Below are 17,648 nucleotides of genomic sequence, written 5' to 3'. Positions count from 1 at the left end.
ATGTATAACCTCTGGATCTTCCTCAGAAAGTACAACGCATTTTTTTTATTTGTTATTTTTGAAATTGCAGCTATAATTATACTGGTCAATCATAATTCCTTTCAAAAGGCATCCTACATTAGCTCCATTAACAATTTTACGGGTGGCATCAACTCAAAAGTGAGCCAGGTGAGCGACTATCTGTCGTTAGGCCATGTTAACGATAGCCTGGCGCGCGAGAACGCTATGCTGCGCAACCAGTTAAAGTCGTCTTTTTATATTGATACGATGGCTAAACGTACCGTAAAAGATACCGTTTATAACCAGCAGTACCAATATATTCCGGCTAAGGTGGTTAGTAACTCTACCAACCGGCGCAACAATTACATCACCATTAATATTGGCAGTAAAGATGGTATAGAAAAAGACATGGGTGTTATTTGCGGTAGCGGCGTAGTTGGTTTGGTAGTAAAAACAACCGAACACTTTGCGAGTATACAATCGTTATTAAATAGTAATGCGCGCGTAAGTGCCATGTTTGCCGATACCAAAGAGATAGGTACCGTAACCTGGGGTGTTGACCTTAACCCGCACCAGGGCTTGCTGATGGACGTATCAAACAGTGTAAAGCCTAAACTGGGCGAGCGGGTGGTAACATCGGGGCAATCATTATACCCAACCGGCATACCTATTGGTAGGGTAAGTAACCTGCATGCCAAAGAAGGCGGCCTGTTTTTAAATATGTACCTTGACCTTGCTGTTGATTATGGCAAACTGGAGTATGTGAATGTGGTAGTTAACAAACTTGCAAAAGAGCAGGCCGAAGTTCAAAGTCAGGATAAAAAGGATAAGGATGAATAGAACAACCACCATGATTTTTGTAAACCTGATGCGCTTTGTGCTATCAGTTGCTTTACAGGTGTTTTTGCTCAAAAATATTACCCTCTACAACCTGGCTACTCCGTATACCTATATCCTGTTTATATTACTGCTGCCTTTTAATGTACCCAACATTGTTTTATTTATACTATCGTTTATATTGGGCCTTACTTTAGATGCCTTTTACGATACGCCGGGCCTGCATGCGGCAGCCTGTGTTGTACTTGCATTTGTACGCATTGTGTTTATTAATATAACCGTACAAAAAGACGGCTTTGATAACGAACCCGAGCCAACCCTGAGTATTATGGGTTTCAGGTGGTTTTTTGCATACGTATTTATACTCACACTCTTCCATCATTTTTTTCTGTTTAACCTGGAAGTTTTTCGCTTATCGGAGATACAATATACCTTGAGCAGATTTGCTTTAAGTTCAGTTTTTACCGTATTTTTGATAGTGATTTCCGGATTATTATTTTTCAGGAAAAGGGAACGTTAATGAACAATTTTTTTGAGCGCCGATACGTAATACAGGGTATTTTTATTTGTATGGCTGTAGCTTTGCTAGGCCGGTTATTTTACATTCAACTTGTTGACGACCAGTACACTGTGTCGGCAAACAGAAATGTAAAAAAAACTTTTATCCTGTTTCCCAGCCGGGGAGAAATTTTTGACCGCAAAGGTAAAGTATTGGTTCAAAACGAACCCGTTTACGACATTATGGTTACCCCGCGCGAGGTAAAGCCATTTGATACATTAAAGCTTTGCCAACTGTTAGGTATTGACAAGGCAGGCGTTGAAAAGCGTTTACGAAAAGCACTGATCTATTCGCGCTCTTTGGCTTCGGCATTTGAAAAGCAATTGCCTTTAAAATCATACACCGCGTTTTCCGAACTATCGTATGAATTTCCTGGTTTTGTGGGTGTTCAGCGTAGCGTACGCACCTATCCCGATTCGGTAGCGGCCCAGTTTTTGGGATTTATTGACGAGGTAACCGATAATGACATAAAAAAATCGCACGGCTACTATAAACGCGGCGACTATATAGGCCGTACCGGTGTTGAAAAAGCTTATGAAGATTCGCTTCGCGGGCAACGCGGCGTTAAAACTGCATTGGTTGACTCGAAAGGTGTGGTGAAAGAGAAGTTTCTTAACGGGTTGGAAGATACCGCAATGGTTGCGGGTGATCCGTTAATTTCATCGTTAGATATTGACATCCAGAAACTGGGTGAAAAACTAATGAAGAATAAAGTGGGCAGCATTGTTGCCATTGAACCCTCAACGGGCGAAATTTTGTGTTTTGTGAGTAGCCCCGGTTACGACCCTAACCTAATGGTTGGCCGCGAACGCGGTAATAACGCTGCCGAATTATATAAAAACCCCTACAATCCATTCTTTATCAGGCCTATACAGGCCTATTATCCTCCGGGGTCATCTTTTAAACCACTGGATGCTTTAATAGCACTGCAATCGGGCTTAATAAAGCCTCAAACAACATTTACATGTACTGGTATTTATTGGGCAGGTAACCAAGGGGTACATTGCGATGAGGTACATGGTGTTTGCGATTTATCAAGAGCGATAGCACAATCGTGCAATACCTATTTTGATAATGTTTTTGAAAAACTGATGAACGTTAACGGGCCTAAAAGCATTGAATCAACTTTTGCTGACTGGAGAGCTAAGGTAAACAAGTTTGGCTTTGGTGTGCGCCTGGGTGTTGATATGCCACACGAAAAGTGGGGTAATGTGCCCACCAACGCACAGTACGATAAACGTTTCGGCGTAAACCGCTGGCGGTCGAGCTCTATTATATCGCTTGGTATAGGCCAGGGCGAGTTATTGGCAACTCCCTTGCAGTTGGCTAATATTGAATGCATTATAGCTAATCATGGCTATTATTATAAACCGCATTTAATTAAGTCAATTGGTAACAGGGCCGTAATAAAAAAAGATTTTACCCAAAAAATTAGCGTAGGGATAGACGACCAATATTTTGAACCTGTAATTAACGGTATGCAGCAGGTTGTAGAGCGTGGTACTGCGGCAGCATCGCGCATACCGGGTATTGTAATGTGTGGCAAAACGGGTACGGCCCAAAACCCGCACGGTAAAAACCACTCTATATTTGTTGCTTTCGCTCCGCGCGATCATCCTCGTATTGCAATAGCCGTGGTGGTTGAAAATGCAGGGCAGGGCGCCTGGTGGGCAGCACCTATAGCAAGCTACATTGTAGAAAAATACCTAAGAGATAGTTTAACATCAAGAGCATCGGGCAAAACACCGCAATGGATAATGGATCAAAATTTGTTGCCGGCTTTAAAAACCGATGTGGCTGCAGCTAAACAAAAAGCAGTAGCCGATTCTGTAAAAAGCGTTAAAAAAGATAGTATAAAACAAATTAAGAGTGCAGCGCGCGGTAACAAACACAACCAACAGCAACTGGTAGCTATTCAATTCAGGAGGAAAGAAAATGAATAATAGCCCGCGCAGTTTCTTTTTTAATGTGGATTGGGTAATTGTGTTAATTTACATTGCATTATGCACAATTGGCTGGTTTAATATTCATGCTGCCGTGTACGACGAATTGCACCCCGGTATATTAGATAGCATGACGACCGATTACTCAAAGCAATTTATTTTTATAATTGGTGCGCTGTTATTAGGTGGCGTTATTTTATTGCTGGATAGCCGTTTTTTTAGCGCGTTAACACCTGTTTTTTATGGCGTAACGTTGTTTTTACTGGTGCTGGTATTAGTTATGGGTAAGAATGTGGGCGGTAACCAGGCCTGGATTGCTATCGGTATGTTTAGGCTACAACCCTCTGAGTTTGCAAAGTACTCTACATGTTTACTGCTTGCGCGATATTTGAGCGGGGTAAACATTAAGATAACCGAACTCAGATCGTTCCTTGTTGCCGGGGCAATTATACTGGTGCCCATGGTATTGATTAAAATGCAGCCAGACGATGGATCGACACTGGTGTTTTGCTCGTTAATATTTGTGCTTTACCGCGAAGGCTTATCATCTAAGTTTTTAATACTCGGCGGTATATTTATAGCCTTGTTTATTTTTAGCTTATTGCTTAAACCCATGTATGTAATTGTTGGCATACTGGTTATTTGCATTACCATAATTTTACTTTTTAGGAAGAATAAGCAACTGGTTTTAGCCACGAGTGCGGCAATTGTTTTATCAATAGCGTTTACCCTGGCCGTGCCTTTTATTTACCAGCATATTATTAAAGAACACCAGCGCGTGCGTATTGACGAATGGCTTGGCCGGGCATCAAACCTAAAAGGTGCCGGTTACAACGTACACCAAAGCAAAATAGCCATTGGATCGGGCAAGTTATGGGGTAAGGGCTATTTACAGGGCACGCAAACCCGCTTTTCGTTTGTGCCCGAGCAAAGTACCGATTTTATTTTTTGTACCGTAGGCGAGGAGTGGGGTTTTGCAGGCTCGGTGGTTGTGTTGGGCCTGTATGTATTTTTAATCCTCCGCATTATTTTCCTTGCGGAACGACAGCGATCGCCATTTTCGCGCATATACGGCTATGGGGTTGCCTGCGTTATATTTTTCCACGTTTTTATCAATATCGGCTTAACCATTGGTGCTGTGCCTGTAATTGGCATCCCGCTACCGTTTATAAGCTATGGTGGATCGTCGTTATGGAGCTTTACTTTGTTGTTGTTTACACTTATCAAGCTGGATTCTAACCGGATGGGCGTAGTGGGATAATCATCACCTATACTAAAGCCATATCAATACCCAATTGCCCATAAACAGGAAAGATGTTTTATTGTGGAGGCCGCGGCTATTTTCACAATAAAACATCTGTTGTGCTAATAATTTTTACGCTCACTTATTCGGGAAACCGGCGTTGTAAAAGCTGATAAAATTTATCGGTTGTAGCTTGTTTGGCTTCCCAATTATTTTTTGCGTAATAATTTATTTTTAAAAACTGGTCGGCTTCGTCAAAGCGGTTAAAGCGGTTAAGTATTTCAATAGCTTCACCGTAAGCCATGCTGTAGCCATTAAACAGGTCGCGCACAAACAGCAGCTTGTCGTTGAGCATAATGGCCGATTTTAGATCTTTAATAGGTTGTGCCTCGGCAAACGAAGCCAGGCGTTGTGCGCCGGGCAATTGCGCCGATAATATTTGATTAATAGTAACAGGCGGTTTTTCGCTCGCTTCTTCCTCAATAACCTGCGGATTAATAACTTCCGGTTGGTAAACTATAATTTCTTCGGTTGCTGCGCTTGGTTCGGCGGCAGGTTCGTTTTCAATAGGTTCTGCAGTTACGGTTTCCTCTTCCTGCTCTTCTTCTGCGTGGTCCCATTCTTCGCCTGATATGGGTAAATGGTTAACAACCTCCAGTTCATCTAAAACTAACTCGTGTTTAATTACAGGTTCGGGTGTTTGTTCTTCCTCCTGAGCGTCCGTAGTTTGGTCTTTCTTGGCGGCGTCTGCAATTTGCTGCGCCAGTTTTGCAAAAGGTATGTCTTCCTCCTCAACGTTAAAATAATCGGGTATGTGTTGCCTTTTTTCGGGCGCGGCTGTTTTTACAACCGGTTCAAAATATTTGGTAGGTTCGGCAGGTGGCGGTGGCGGCGGCAGTGTTTTTGGTAAAGCTTGTTGCTGGTTATTAAGCTTACGAAGTATCTCAACGTGGTCTGTTAAAAAATGAGAGTTTGCGACAAATAATTCTAATTCAATATCAATAATGTCATCGCTATTAAGTTGTATTAAGTCATACTGGTCACGTAGTTCTATAATAATGATGCCTATTTTTTTCAGGATCTCATTTTTGGTCATAACTATGCTGGTGTAATGTTGGTAAAATCTTGTCCAAAAGTACCATTAAATTCTGATATTTGGGGTTCACAAAGGGGTAATGATGCTATTTAGCGAAGATGTTTTTAGGCGCCGCAGCGAATTTGGCGGGAGTATTGAATTGATATGTGGTTCTATGTTTTCGGGCAAAACCGAAGAGTTGATACGCCGCTTACGGAGGGCGCAGATAGCCCGGTTAAACGTAGAAATATTTAAACCTAAAACAGATACCCGGTATGACGAAACTGCTGTGGTTTCGCACGATTTAAATTCTATCCACTCCACCCCGGTTGAAAACGCATCGTCAATTTTACTGTTGGGCGGTAATACCCAGGTAGTTGGTATTGATGAGGCCCAGTTTTTTGATGATGAATTGCCAAATGTGTGTAACCAACTTGCCAACAAGGGCATTAGGGTAATTGTTGCAGGTTTGGATATGGATTTTTTGGGTAAGCCCTTTGGCCCCATGCCCGCCATTATGGCCATTGCCGAATCGGTAACCAAGGTACATGCCGTGTGTGTTAAGTGCGGTAACCCTGCCCTGTATTCATACCGCCTGGTGCATAACCCTGCCAAAATACTATTAGGCGAAAAGGAAACTTACGAACCCCGTTGCCGCATTTGTTACCATATAGATTGATGAAACACGCCCGGTTTAGCTTTTGCTAACCGTTAAATGCAGTATTATTAAGGCGTACTTAAAGCAACGGGCAATATTTTTCCGTTAAAAAATTTGTGCCCGGTAAGGGCAAAATCGGCTATGTATTTGCCCATTTCAAATGCCATTACAGGCGACTCATAACCAGGAAAAGCTTTTTCGAGCATCTCGGTTTGGGCCGAGCCAAGCGCAAGGCAGTTTACCTTTATTTGTTGCGTGGCAAGTTCCTGGGCAAGGCATTCGGTTAACACATGCAGTGCCGCTTTACTGGCCGAGTATGCGGCCAAACCCGCAAACTTAGCACTTCCCTGAAAGCCACCCATGCTGCCAATATTAACAATGTGTGAGCCTGCGGGCATTAGCGGTAGCAATGCTTGTATTATGCGCACATGGCCCATGTAATTGCTTTGCAGCATCTCCACAAAATCGCTTTCTAAAAGTTGTGCAAAGGGTTTATTAATAAGCAGGCCTGCGTTATTAATTAATATATCAACCCGGTTATCTAAATGCGAAGCTATAAACTGTTGCAAGCTGTCGTAATCGTCGTGTACAATATCAAAGGCTACGGGGTATAAAACACAATCCGGGTTAAGCCCCAGGGCAATTTCAAGTAGTCGCCCCAGCTTATCTTCCGACCGCGCCAAAGCAATAATGTTGTGCTTGCCCGATAAAATTAATTCTAAAACGGCTTCAAAGCCCACCCCGCTACTGGCACCGGTTATTATGATATTCATATAGAAAATGGATTCACTAATTCAACCTTGTTGCCAAGATTTTTAAAATCGGCAATGTTGTTGGTTAATAATGGCAGACCTTGTGTTAAGGCGGTTGCGTAAATTATGGCATCAGGTAATTTTATACGGTTACCTTTGCGTAGTTTAATAGTTTCTTCGGCTATCTGATCTGATAAGGGGATGACGATTAGTTCATTACATAGATCAGACAATAATTTGTGTTCATCTGCTTTTTGAAAATTAAAACCAAGTGTTTCTATTTTTGTGATGATTGACACTGAATCTTTGGCTTGTTTTGAAAGAATACGGTCGGGGTCTAAAAGGTATTTGGATAAATAAATGAGTATGTTAGTATCAAAAATCACGATCCCACTCCTTTCGGATCTCCCTTTGCCATTCCGACGGGTCTTCAATATCTTTAAACAGGTCTTTACCTTTAGCCTCCTCCAGGATCTTTTTTATCCGCTCCGAGGCTGATTGCGCTTTTGGTGTCTCTGTAATAACAACGTCGGTTTCTTCCTCAATTTTAACTGAAGGGAGCTCGCCTAAAAACTCTTTTACAAGTTTTAAATCGTTTTCCTCATCAATGCTTATTCTCAGTACCGTCATAGTCCTAAATTACAAATATTTTAATGAACTATCAATTTTTGTTCTACCGGGTGTTTAATGAGGTAAAAGCCATCGGTTATTAATTTTTTTAATTCGGGCTCGTTTGTGGCCCGTTGTTCTAAAAACTTATGTATTTGTTGGGCCGTTTCGGGATAAATTTCCTCGTGCTCCAGTATCTCTAAAATTTCTAAAGCGCATAGCCAGTCGGTTGGATGCTCAAGTTGCAGTGTTTGCCAGTTGGATGGCAAAGTATGGTACCCCGAATGGTTTTGCCGGCAGTTGCGCACCTGTTGATACAGTTGGTGTAACTCAACCGCCTTGGCATCGTACTCCGGATGGTAGGTGCTGGTTTTGGGTTGGTAAACAATACCTTCAAAGGCGTCTTTATCGGCGGCACCGCAAAATACGGATGTGATGGTTTCGCCAACGGCCATATCATATAATCCCCAGGAGGGATCGAATAAAATTTTACCGACGTGGTTGGCCACGGTGCAATTTTCAAATGTGATGAGCAAGGTTTTACCGTGCTGACTAAGGATGTTTTTAACAACACCAGTTACCTCAATTCCGCTTTCAAAAGTAAGCGTAGCTTGTTGGTTTACTATAATTCCGGCCTGTCGGGGTGCCATATCTTCTAAAGACATATTAACCCCCCTTAGCTTGCCAACCGGCGAACTAAAGCCGTGCTGATGATAGCTTTTGCCATGCCCATCTAACTGTTTGTTATGGTACGAAAGGTTTGTTGGCCCTGTAGTTTTAATAAAAGTAGCTGCACCGCCAACCTCCAAAACTTCTGTAAACGTGCCCGATACCTGCAAGCCCGAACTATAAACAGCCGTACAGGTGTTTTTGCTTGCTATGGCTGTTTGCAAACCATACAGGCCACCTATGCGGAAGGCCATTGTATTGGCAAACTGCTCAAGCACATCAATAAGGTTTTTAAAGTTGGGTGTTACAAATAATTGGGGCTGGGGCTTAGTAATATCGTATGGATAATTAACGGTATCGGCAGTGTACCACAGTTTTTTAATATTGGGTAGCATACAGCTTGAGCTTTCGCCGATGGAAGACAATAGCCCGGCACCATATATTTTAGGGTCCTCTAAAGTGCCTATCAATCCGTATTCAACCGTCCACCAGTGCAGGCGGCTTAATAAGGCCATTTCCGATGGTTCGCCCATGTTGTTTTGGCAGTAGGCAAGCTCTTCTTCGGCTTGCTTAACGGCTTTGGCATCAGCATCGGGCATTTCTTTTAAAATAGAGAGGGCGCGTATGGCTTCGTACAACTCAAAATCCTGTGCCGAAAACATAGCCTTAGCACCTATCGAACCAAAATAGCTTAAGTACTGATGGTACTCTGTATCGGCAATAATGGGCGCATGCCCCGCAGATTCGTGTATAATATCCGGAGCGGGTGTGTATTCAATATGGTTAAGTTGCCTTATATCCGCAGCAATTACCAGCACGCGGTAGGCCTGGTATTCCATAAAGGCGGCGGGCGGTATAAAACCATCAACGGTAACGGCGCCCCAGCCAATTTTTGCAAGGGCGTCGTTCATGTTTTGCAGATTAGGGATGCTCTCGATAGTAAGGCCCGCTTTCTCTAAACCCGGAATGTAGGGATAGTAAGCAACATCCTTTAGGTAGCTGTAATTTTGCCGCATTACGTAGCGCCAAATGGCATGATCTATCGGGGTATAGTGTTCGTAATGCTGATCTACAATGTATTGTTTAAGGTGTTTTGGCAAAGCCGCCACCTGCGGATTATTAAAATTGTTAAATACGCTCATGCTGTCGCAAGGTTTATAATTGCTGTAAAACTAAAAATAAAATATCGCTCCAGGTTTATGGGTTAATATTAAATTTTGACTTTGTTTAGTTTCGCAATTATATAACGATGCAAATGAACGAATGTTTTGAACGTTTATTTCTTCTCTTTAGCGGGTAAATCCTTATCCAGTTTATCGGTACGGAAAACATAGTAAACCCCGAGGAGAGAAATAATGCCCGAAATAACGTAGAACGATAAACTCAATACTACGGCCAGATCGCCATTCATGTGGAACATTTCGGCAACAACATATTTAAAAATGAATTCGCGGAAGCCTAAACCACCAACGCTAAATGGGATTACCGCCGCCATAGACGACATAAGGAATGCCGATAAATAAGGCGCATATTTTTCGGTATGGTGTAAAGCTATCATCACCAACAAAATAGTTAGCACCTGTAACGATTGTACGCCGACAGCCTTGATGTGAGCTTCGATAAAATGCTTTGTGTAATCTTTAAAAAACTTGTATGCTACAAAGCCATATACAGCAGTTGCCGCCAAAAATACGGCCCAGGCCAATACCGGGGTTATGTGCAATACCTTTAGCTGCGGTAAAAATATAACCAGTACTGCTGTAATTAAACCTATGGCCCAAAAGCCGCTCAACCTATCAAACAAAATGGCCCAGAAAACCTTTTTTGCGGGCATTTTATAGTTTTTATTGAGCAGGTAAATTTTATAGCCATCGCCGCCAATACCGCCCGGTAAAAAAAGGTTGTAAAACATGCCCAGCATATAAAGGCGCAGGTTAAATTGCCAGCGTATGTTTAACCCTATCGATTTAAAAAAGCTCATTAACCTGGAAGCCGAAACCATGGTTGAAACAAAAAAGGTTAATATAGCCGCCATCATCCACCAGGGATTTGACTGGCTGATGAGGGTTTTAACCTGATCGATATGTATTTGGCTGAATACATAATAAAGCAGCAGGCCGGTAACGGCTATTTTTAAAAGCAGTTTAGTTATATTCCAAAGCGTATCTTTAAAAGTTTTAGGCTTTTTTTCGGCAGTTATGGTTTCCAAATCTTCTACAAGGTATGAGTCCGATGGGTCAAAGGGGCCAATATAGTTTTCGTCGTATTCGCGGCGTTTTTCGGGGTCAATAAGTGTTTGGTAGGCTTCCCCGGCATCGGGGTTGTTGTTAGCGGCAATTGCTGCGTGATATGCCTGGGTAATATCATCCGGTGTAGCATCTCCGTTTACGCCTAATATATGGTAGTAATCTTTGTTCGTCATGGTGTTGTTTATGTACCAATGGCGTAAAGCCATTCAATGCAAAGCTAATAAAAAGCTTAGTTTACAAATGGGTTTATTTAAATGTGGTTCATAGATAATAGTTGATAGTTCATCAACGAAAAGCATCAATACCAAATTATCGCGCTTCTACCATGATTTGTAAATACTTTACCTTTCATAAACTATAACCTATCAACCATGATCTATGAACCATCAACTATGATCTATAAGCATTTATTTATGACATCCTATTTAACATTAAAGTTTTACTTTTGCGGAAATATTAAAAACGGGAAGCGATATGTCGAAAGTTAAAGTTGGCCTGGTGCAAATGAGTTGTACGGCAAGCAAGGCAGATAACCTAAAAAAAGCTATTGCAAAGGTGCGCGAAACCGCCGCTGGTGGTGCGCAGATAGTTTGTTTGCAAGAGTTGTTTACCTCGCTCTATTTTTGTGATGTTGAAGACCATGATAATTTTAGTTTGGCCGAGTCTATCCCCGGCCCATCTACCGACGAGCTATCAAAGGTAGCTGCCGAATTGGGTGTGGTTATCATTGCTTCGCTATTTGAAAAACGCGCACAAGGTGTTTATCATAATACCACCGCCGTTTTAGATGCCGATGGTACCTATCTTGGCAAATACCGCAAAATGCATATCCCGGACGACCCCGGTTTTTACGAGAAATTTTACTTTACCCCCGGCGATTTAGGATACAAGGTTTTTAAAACCAAATTTGCCACCATTGGCGTGCTTATTTGCTGGGACCAATGGTACCCCGAAGCAGCACGTATAACAGCATTAATGGGTGCCGAAATATTGTTTTATCCAACTGCAATTGGCTGGGCCACTACTCAGGATGAGGCTACTAATGTAGAGCAATACAACGCCTGGCAAACTATACAACGCGGGCACGCCGTTGCAAACGGTGTACACGTAATAGGTATTAACCGTGTTGGCGAAGAAGCCGGTGTTAAATTTTGGGGTGGCTCGTTTGTATCAAACCCATTTGGTACCATACTTTACCAGGCATCGCACAATGATGAGGAAAACATTATCCACGAACTGGATTTAGATAAAACCGATTACTACCGAACCCACTGGCCATTTTTGCGCGATAGAAGGATAGACTCGTATCAACCTATTACCAAACGCTTAATAGACGGCGACTAATTACCAGGATAGAAATACAATAACATAAAGCTAATACTATGGATTATCCGATCGCTCAAGGCTTCCACTTTCCCGCCGAATGGGAAAAACAGACTGCAATGTGGCTTAGTTGGCCGCATAAAGAAGAATCGTGGCCGGGAAAGATCGACACTATATATAAACCCTATTGCGAGTTTATAAAAATTATATCAACAGGGCAATTGGTGCGCATTAACGTGGCCAATACACAAATGGAGGCTTTTGCTAAAGAGCAATTGACTAAAGTTGGTGTCGATTTGAAGCAAATTCAGTTTTTCCACTTTGCAACTAACGATGCCTGGTGCCGAGACCATGGCCCTGCATTTTTGGTAAACCGGGAAACCAAAAAGAAGGCAATAGTTGATTGGGGTTATAACGCCTGGGGCGGCAAGTATCCGCCATTTGATTTGGACGATGTTATACCAACAAAAATTGGCAACCATTTTAATTTGCCTGTTTTTAACCCCGGCATTGTGATGGAAGGCGGCTCGGTTGATTTTAACGGTGCCGGTACTTTGTTAACTACCACAGCGTGCCTGCTTAACCCAAACCGCAATCCGCATTTAAACCAGGAGCAAATTGAAAGCTACCTGCACAATTATTACGGTGTTGAGCAAATTTTATGGCTAAACGACGGTATTGTTGGTGATGATACCGACGGGCATATTGACGATATTACACGGTTTGTTAACCACGATACCGTAGTAACCGTTGTTGAAGAAAACAGAGCCGACGAAAACTACCATCTGCTACAGCACAACCTGCAAGCCTTAAAAGCAATGCGGCTGCTTAACGGCAAGCAATTAAATATTGTTGAACTGCCTATGCCTAAACCGGTTGTTTACGATGAGCAGCGTTTACCGGCATCGTACGCTAATTTTTATATTGGCAATGCGGCCGTGGTTATGCCAACTTTTCGTGATGAAAACGATGATAGGGCTTTGCAAATATTAGGCCAGTGTTTCCCCGATAGAAAAGTTGTTGGGATTGACTCAACCGACATTATTTGGGGGCTGGGCAGTTTCCATTGCCTGAGCCAGCAGGAGCCCGAAGTTTAGTAATCTTTTTTGATATTGGCTATTAAAGTATAAATTCGCGTATTACATAAAAGCAAACCTATGTCGGCATTATATCCTCTAAAATTTAAAACCATTTACAAAGACAAAATTTGGGGTGGTAACAAAATCAACACTTATTTAGGTAAAGATTTTTCGCCACTGCCTAACTGCGGCGAAACCTGGGAAATATCAGGCGTAAAATCGGATGTTTCGGTGGTAGAGGGTGGTGCTTTACAAGGCGAATCACTGGCTGATCTATTAGAGAAATATCAGGACCAATTGGTTGGTAAAAAGGTCTACGATAGGTTTGGTAATATTTTTCCGTTGTTGGTAAAGTTTATTGATGCTAACGATTGGCTATCAATACAGGTTCACCCGGATGACGAACTGGCTAAAAAGCGCCATAATTCTTTCGGTAAAACCGAGATGTGGTATATTATTGAGTCGGATCCGGGTTCAACGCTTATTACGGGCTTTAACCAGCAGGTTGATGAAAAACTGTACCTGGAAAAACTAAATGCCGGCCATTTAGAAGATATATTGAATAAGGAAGAGGCTAATGCCGGCGATGTTTTCTTTTTACCGGCTGGCCGTGTACACACCATAGGCAAAGGTTTATTGCTGGCCGAAGTGCAGCAAACATCGGACATTACCTATCGGATATACGATTTTGACCGCGTAGATGATAAAGGCAACAAACGCGAATTACATACCGAAGAAGCTTTAGCTGCTATAGATTATAAACAATACCCTGATTATAAAACACGCTACACACCTGCCGAAAACGAGGATATTCATTTGGTAAGCTGCCCATATTTTACCACCAACGTAATGGACTTTACCGAGGGTACAAACAAAGATTACTCCAACCTGGATTCGTTTGTGATACATGTTTGCGTGGCAGGGGCCTATACCATTACTCACCAAAGCGAAACCTATGAAGTTAAAATGGGCGAATGCATTTTGTTGCCCAACACCGTTAACCAAATAGAAATAAAAACAACAACCGGCTTTAAAATTTTAGAAAGTTATATTGCTTAATTGTGCATAAGGGTTAATAAAATATTTTTGGCCTTGTGTAACATATGTAAATAAAAATGTGTCTACAGGTTATCATGAAACACATTTATTTGCTCGCTTTTATTTTTTGTTTACCCCTGTTAATTGAGGCACAACCACGTAATGTAAAGGTAGTATATACCGAGGATATTGACCGGTTTTGGAATGCCTATGATAGTGTTGCAATCACAAGCGACACAGCAAAGCAAGTTGATTTTATTCAACGCCTTTACGTTGACAAAGGCACGCCGGGCCTTAAAGCCTTTATGAAAGCCCGGGCCTATAATGCAAAGCTGTGGGTGGCGTTGATTAATAAGTATCCTAAATTTTGGAAAAGTATTAGGGCTAATACATTAAGTATTAAAAACCAGGTTCCTGCCATTACTAAAAGTATAGCCAATTTTAGGAAGCTGTACCCTGGTATGCGCCCGGCTAAAATGTATTTTACGGTTGGCGGCCTGCGCTCGGGCGGCACCACTAACGATGATATGGTGCTTGTGGGTGCGGAAATTGCATCGGCAGACAAAAATACCGATTCTTCGGAATTAGACGACTGGTTGAAAAACGTTTTTAAAAATCAACAGTCGTCAAACATTGTTAGCCTTAATGTGCATGAGTATGTGCATACACAACAAAAGGCTAGCGACGGGGAGTTTTTGCTTGCGCAAACGATTATGGAAGGTTCGGCTGATTTTATTGCCGAGCTGGTTACCCTAAAGAAGAATAATAACGCCTATGTAGTTTACGGCAGAATGCATGAACAAGAACTCAAAGAGAAGTTTCGCATTGAAATGTTTAGCAGCGCTACAGGCAATTGGTTATATAACGGCTCCAATAGCCCCCATCCAGATCTTGGTTATTTTATAGGTTATGCTATTTGCCAGGCTTACTATCAGCATCATGCCGACAAAAAGCAGGCGATAAAAAAGATAATTGAGTTGGATTACACTAATGAAAAGCAGATTATAGATTTTCTTAGACAGTCTGGATACTATGCAGAGCCTTTTAACAAAGAGGAATTGTTAAAAAAGTTTGAAAAGTTACAGCCGCAAGTAGTAAGCTTTACTCCCGACATTAATGGAAAAGAAGATGTTAGCGCATTACTAACCGAACTCACCATCAACTTTTCTGAGCCAATGGGCGAAGGTTATTCTATTAGTTTAGGTGACGATGGCAAAGAGCATTTTCCTATTTCGGGCGTAGCCGGATTTACAAACGATCGTAAATCATTTAAACTCAAATTATCCTTACAATCTGGAAAAACGTACGATTTTGTAATCACCGGCAAATCATTTAAGTCGCAAAAAGGTTATCCGCTGCAAGCATATACCGTACATTTTAAAGTAAAGTAAACTACCTTTTAGAACAAACCCTATTGAAACCAAATTTTTTGATTTTAATAGGGTTTGCCGCTGTATTAATTGTGGGATAGCTGTTTTGGCTGCATTATTCACTTTTTTGCCTGAGGGCATGCAAGTACAGCAGCACTTAAAAACCTAAAAGTTAACAAAAGCAGCACTGTTATTAATGCCGCTTTTAACTACGCTGCTAAACGGAATAATTCCAGCAATTTATCGTAGGTAATAGGTTTTACAACGTAATCTGATATGTCCGAAATGTTTTTAGCCCGGTTAATATCATCATCGTTAATTGACGAACTCACCATGTAAATTGTAATTTTTTTGCCCAGGTTTGGTTTAATTTGCGAAAAGCTTTCCATAAAGTCCCAGCCATCCATAATGGGCATACTAATGTCCAAAAATATCACGTCGGGCAGTTCTTCGGTATTATCCGGGTTTATCAAAAAGTCGATGGCGTCTTTACCATTTCTAAATTCAATCAAATTGGGGCATAACTGTTTCAATTCAATCAGTTTCTTTATTCCGTAGATGTATATTTCATCGTCGTCTACAAGGCATACGGTATTAATAGATTTTACAATAGTCATTATTAATTATGGGGAATTTTATATTAACTTAATTATAAATGTTGTACCAACATTTACGGTGCTTTCAACTTTTATAGTTCCACCTAACGATTCAACCTGATTGCGGGTGATAAACAAACCAATACCTTTTGCATTGGCATTTTTATGAAAGGTTTTATACATGCCAAACAGTTTATCGCCATGCTTTTTCAAATCAATTCCAAGGCCATTGTCGGCAAAGGTTAAATAAGTATGGCCAAGTTCCAAATAAGTTTTGCAACTTATTTGAGGCTTACGGTCGGGATGCCGGTATTTGAGGGCGTTAGTTAATAAATTGAGGAAGATGCTTTCCAGGTATGCGGGCACATAGTTTACAACCGGGCAGGCCGAAAAATCAACATTAACGGTTGCACCGGTTTCGGCAATGTTATTTTCGATGGCGTTAAGGGAGTTATTAAAAAAATCTTTAAAGTAAAGCTCCTTTTTTTCGTTATTGATCTCCGTTTGTATTTTTACAATCTGGTTTAAATGATCGATAGTATTGGCCAGGCTTTCGCTGATGGAGCGGATGTTATTGAATACCTCTTTTTGATCGGCAGGTGCGGTAACTTCTTCAAACAGGTTAACCATAAATTGCAGGTTACCCGTGTGCGACCGTAAATTGTGCGATACGATGTGTGCAAAATTTTGAAGCCGTTTGTTTTGATCGCTCAACAGGTTGAGCGAGTTATGTAAATCGAGTTCTTTAATCTTGGTGTCGTTAATGTTTTGGAATATTCCGCGTAAGGTAACGCAATGGCCATGTTCATCAACAACGGGTACGCCTTTGGTGCGCACCCAAATGATGTTATCTTTTGCTGTTTTTAGTATAAGCTCCAAATCATAAGCTTTGCAATGTTCAATGGCATTATCTATGGCCTCTACAATTAATTCGCGGTAGCCGGGCTCAAAAAAGTTAATGGCCGTTGGCAAATCAAAAATACGATCTGAATCTAATTCAAATATCTCGTTAACCTCTTTGGAGAAAAATATCTCGCGTGTTTCAACGTCCATCTCCCAACCGCCTATGTGGGCAATCTTGTTGTTTTCGCGAAGCAAAAATTCACTTCGCCTTAAATTGATTTCGATGTGTTTCTTGGCATCTATATCAACAATGGCGCCTATCATGCGTGCAAGTTGGCCGGTATGATCGGGCCAGGCCTTGCCCGAAACTTCAAACCAACGGTATCCCTGGTTTTTGGTTAGCAGCCTGTACTCAATTTTATAAGGTGTTTGATTTTTTAGATGGCTCTGAAAAGCGGTATAAATCATCTCCACATCGTTCGGATGAACTATTTTATTCAGAAAAAAAAGGTAGTTGGTTTCTATTTCGCCATAGTTGTAACCCAGTAATTCGCAAAACTTAGGCGACCACCACGCATCATTTGTGGTAATGCTGCGTTCCCATATACCGGTATTGGTACTTTCAATAAGTTTATATAAAGGTTTATTTATTAAGTAATGGTCGGCAAGCGTATCAAACCCTACCTGGTTATCCCCAATATTTGTGTAAATTTTATCAGGCATACGCTTTAGCAAACTATTGCTATCAACAAATAAAAATGGTTAATAATAAACGTTTATACTATATGGTTAACAGATTGCAATA

General features: G+C 41.4%; 17 protein-coding genes. 9 read left to right on the top strand and 8 right to left on the bottom strand.

Features of this window, described 5'->3' with window-relative positions:
* The 4 genes from mreC to rodA are packed head-to-tail and all read left to right on the top strand — an operon-like array spanning position 1 to position 4,600.
* On the top strand, positions 1–840 hold the full coding sequence (gene mreC, locus BDD43_RS28460; protein WP_121201607.1) for a rod shape-determining protein MreC: 840 nt from the start codon (positions 1–3) through the stop codon (positions 838–840).
* Positions 833–1,357, top strand: coding sequence for a rod shape-determining protein MreD (locus BDD43_RS28455; RefSeq protein ID WP_121201606.1), 525 nt, complete (start codon positions 833–835; stop codon positions 1,355–1,357). Before mreC ends, BDD43_RS28455 begins: the two co-directional genes overlap by 8 nt.
* The gene (mrdA, locus tag BDD43_RS28450; protein ID WP_121201605.1) at positions 1,357–3,339 is read left to right on the top strand and encodes a penicillin-binding protein 2; all 1,983 of its coding nucleotides are present in this window, start codon (positions 1,357–1,359) and stop codon (positions 3,337–3,339) included. Before BDD43_RS28455 ends, mrdA begins: the two co-directional genes overlap by 1 nt.
* On the top strand, positions 3,332–4,600 hold the full coding sequence (gene rodA / locus BDD43_RS28445) for a rod shape-determining protein RodA (protein WP_121201604.1): 1,269 nt from the start codon (positions 3,332–3,334) through the stop codon (positions 4,598–4,600). Before mrdA ends, rodA begins: the two co-directional genes overlap by 8 nt.
* A gap of 124 nt (positions 4,601–4,724) precedes the next feature.
* On the opposite strand, the gene BDD43_RS28440 is transcribed toward rodA, so the two are convergent.
* Positions 4,725–5,678, bottom strand: coding sequence for a hypothetical protein (locus BDD43_RS28440; RefSeq protein WP_121201603.1), 954 nt, complete (start codon positions 5,676–5,678; stop codon positions 4,725–4,727).
* Between the two features lie 82 nt (positions 5,679–5,760).
* Here BDD43_RS28440 and BDD43_RS28435 point away from each other — a divergent pair, with 82 nt between their 5' ends.
* On the top strand, positions 5,761–6,336 hold the full coding sequence (locus tag BDD43_RS28435; protein WP_211339780.1) for a thymidine kinase: 576 nt from the start codon (positions 5,761–5,763) through the stop codon (positions 6,334–6,336).
* Positions 6,337–6,383: 47 nt separating this feature from the next.
* Here the strand turns inward: BDD43_RS28435 and BDD43_RS28430 are convergent, their stop codons facing one another.
* The 5 genes from BDD43_RS28430 to BDD43_RS28410 all read right to left on the bottom strand — a co-directional run bounded on the left by BDD43_RS28430 (position 6,384) and on the right by BDD43_RS28410 (position 10,767).
* Complete coding sequence (locus BDD43_RS28430) at positions 6,384–7,088, bottom strand: SDR family NAD(P)-dependent oxidoreductase (protein WP_121201601.1); 705 nt, start codon at positions 7,086–7,088, stop codon at positions 6,384–6,386.
* Positions 7,085–7,453, bottom strand: coding sequence for a type II toxin-antitoxin system VapC family toxin (locus BDD43_RS28425; protein ID WP_162847190.1), 369 nt, complete (start codon positions 7,451–7,453; stop codon positions 7,085–7,087). Before BDD43_RS28425 ends, BDD43_RS28430 begins: the two co-directional genes overlap by 4 nt.
* A complete protein-coding gene (locus BDD43_RS28420; RefSeq protein WP_121201599.1) occupies positions 7,443–7,697 on the bottom strand; it encodes a hypothetical protein in 255 nt (84 codons plus the stop codon). The genes BDD43_RS28425 and BDD43_RS28420 overlap by 11 nt, the downstream gene beginning before the upstream one ends.
* 20 nt (positions 7,698–7,717) lie before the next feature.
* Positions 7,718–9,487: an aromatic amino acid hydroxylase gene (locus BDD43_RS28415; RefSeq protein ID WP_121201598.1), complete on the bottom strand. Its 1,770-nt coding sequence runs from the start codon at positions 9,485–9,487 to the stop codon at positions 7,718–7,720.
* 134 nt (positions 9,488–9,621) lie between these two features.
* Positions 9,622–10,767: a lysylphosphatidylglycerol synthase transmembrane domain-containing protein gene (locus BDD43_RS28410; RefSeq protein WP_162847189.1), complete on the bottom strand. Its 1,146-nt coding sequence runs from the start codon at positions 10,765–10,767 to the stop codon at positions 9,622–9,624.
* A 301-nt stretch (positions 10,768–11,068) separates the two neighbouring features.
* On the opposite strand from BDD43_RS28410, the gene BDD43_RS28405 reads away from it, so the two are divergent.
* From BDD43_RS28405 to BDD43_RS28390, 4 genes are all read left to right on the top strand, one after another.
* Positions 11,069–11,938 carry a carbon-nitrogen hydrolase gene (locus BDD43_RS28405; RefSeq protein ID WP_121201596.1) on the top strand — a complete coding sequence of 290 codons (870 nt, stop codon included), beginning with the start codon at positions 11,069–11,071 and terminating at the stop codon, positions 11,936–11,938.
* Between the two features lie 38 nt (positions 11,939–11,976).
* Positions 11,977–13,014 carry an agmatine deiminase family protein gene (locus BDD43_RS28400; RefSeq protein ID WP_121201595.1) on the top strand — a complete coding sequence of 346 codons (1,038 nt, stop codon included), beginning with the start codon at positions 11,977–11,979 and terminating at the stop codon, positions 13,012–13,014.
* Positions 13,015–13,074: 60 nt separating this feature from the next.
* A complete protein-coding gene (locus BDD43_RS28395; protein WP_121201594.1) occupies positions 13,075–14,055 on the top strand; it encodes a type I phosphomannose isomerase catalytic subunit in 981 nt (326 codons plus the stop codon).
* Between the two features lie 74 nt (positions 14,056–14,129).
* Positions 14,130–15,425 carry an Ig-like domain-containing protein gene (locus BDD43_RS28390; RefSeq protein WP_162847188.1) on the top strand — a complete coding sequence of 432 codons (1,296 nt, stop codon included), beginning with the start codon at positions 14,130–14,132 and terminating at the stop codon, positions 15,423–15,425.
* 188 nt (positions 15,426–15,613) lie between these two features.
* On the opposite strand, the gene BDD43_RS28385 is transcribed toward BDD43_RS28390, so the two are convergent.
* Together BDD43_RS28385 and BDD43_RS30995 are read right to left on the bottom strand one after the other, a co-directional pair.
* Entirely contained in the window at positions 15,614–16,021 is a 408-nt protein-coding gene (locus BDD43_RS28385) for a response regulator (protein ID WP_121201592.1), read from the bottom strand.
* 18 nt (positions 16,022–16,039) lie between these two features.
* Entirely contained in the window at positions 16,040–17,566 is a 1,527-nt protein-coding gene (locus BDD43_RS30995) for a sensor histidine kinase (protein WP_121201591.1), read from the bottom strand.
* Between the last annotated feature and the right edge of the window lie 82 nt (positions 17,567–17,648).

The sequence above is a fragment of the Mucilaginibacter gracilis genome, from assembly GCF_003633615.1.
Lineage (GTDB): Bacteria > Bacteroidota > Bacteroidia > Sphingobacteriales > Sphingobacteriaceae > Mucilaginibacter > Mucilaginibacter gracilis.
Note: the sequence above shows the minus strand (reverse complement) of the source record. Positions and strands in the feature narration are given on the sequence as shown.

Bases quoted from the DNA above. Each gene is read 5' to 3' on its own strand.
- BDD43_RS28405 (WP_121201596.1), top strand. From the start codon at position 11,069: ATGTCGAAAGTTAAAGTTGGCCTGGTGCAAATGAGTTGTACGGCAAGC.
- BDD43_RS28400 (WP_121201595.1), top strand. From the start codon at position 11,977: ATGGATTATCCGATCGCTCAAGGCTTCCACTTTCCCGCCGAATGGGAA.
- BDD43_RS28435 (WP_211339780.1), top strand. From the start codon at position 5,761: ATGCTATTTAGCGAAGATGTTTTTAGGCGCCGCAGCGAATTTGGCGGG.
- mrdA (WP_121201605.1), top strand. From the start codon at position 1,357: ATGAACAATTTTTTTGAGCGCCGATACGTAATACAGGGTATTTTTATT.
- BDD43_RS28415 (WP_121201598.1), bottom strand. From the start codon at position 9,487: ATGAGCGTATTTAACAATTTTAATAATCCGCAGGTGGCGGCTTTGCCA.
- BDD43_RS28385 (WP_121201592.1), bottom strand. From the start codon at position 16,021: ATGACTATTGTAAAATCTATTAATACCGTATGCCTTGTAGACGACGAT.
- BDD43_RS28430 (WP_121201601.1), bottom strand. From the start codon at position 7,088: ATGAATATCATAATAACCGGTGCCAGTAGCGGGGTGGGCTTTGAAGCC.
- mreC (WP_121201607.1), top strand. From the start codon at position 1: ATGTATAACCTCTGGATCTTCCTCAGAAAGTACAACGCATTTTTTTTA.
- BDD43_RS28440 (WP_121201603.1), bottom strand. From the start codon at position 5,678: ATGACCAAAAATGAGATCCTGAAAAAAATAGGCATCATTATTATAGAA.
- BDD43_RS30995 (WP_121201591.1), bottom strand. From the start codon at position 17,566: ATGCCTGATAAAATTTACACAAATATTGGGGATAACCAGGTAGGGTTT.
- BDD43_RS28455 (WP_121201606.1), top strand. From the start codon at position 833: ATGAATAGAACAACCACCATGATTTTTGTAAACCTGATGCGCTTTGTG.
- rodA (WP_121201604.1), top strand. From the start codon at position 3,332: ATGAATAATAGCCCGCGCAGTTTCTTTTTTAATGTGGATTGGGTAATT.
- BDD43_RS28410 (WP_162847189.1), bottom strand. From the start codon at position 10,767: ATGACGAACAAAGATTACTACCATATATTAGGCGTAAACGGAGATGCT.
- BDD43_RS28390 (WP_162847188.1), top strand. From the start codon at position 14,130: ATGAAACACATTTATTTGCTCGCTTTTATTTTTTGTTTACCCCTGTTA.
- BDD43_RS28420 (WP_121201599.1), bottom strand. From the start codon at position 7,697: ATGACGGTACTGAGAATAAGCATTGATGAGGAAAACGATTTAAAACTT.
- BDD43_RS28395 (WP_121201594.1), top strand. From the start codon at position 13,075: ATGTCGGCATTATATCCTCTAAAATTTAAAACCATTTACAAAGACAAA.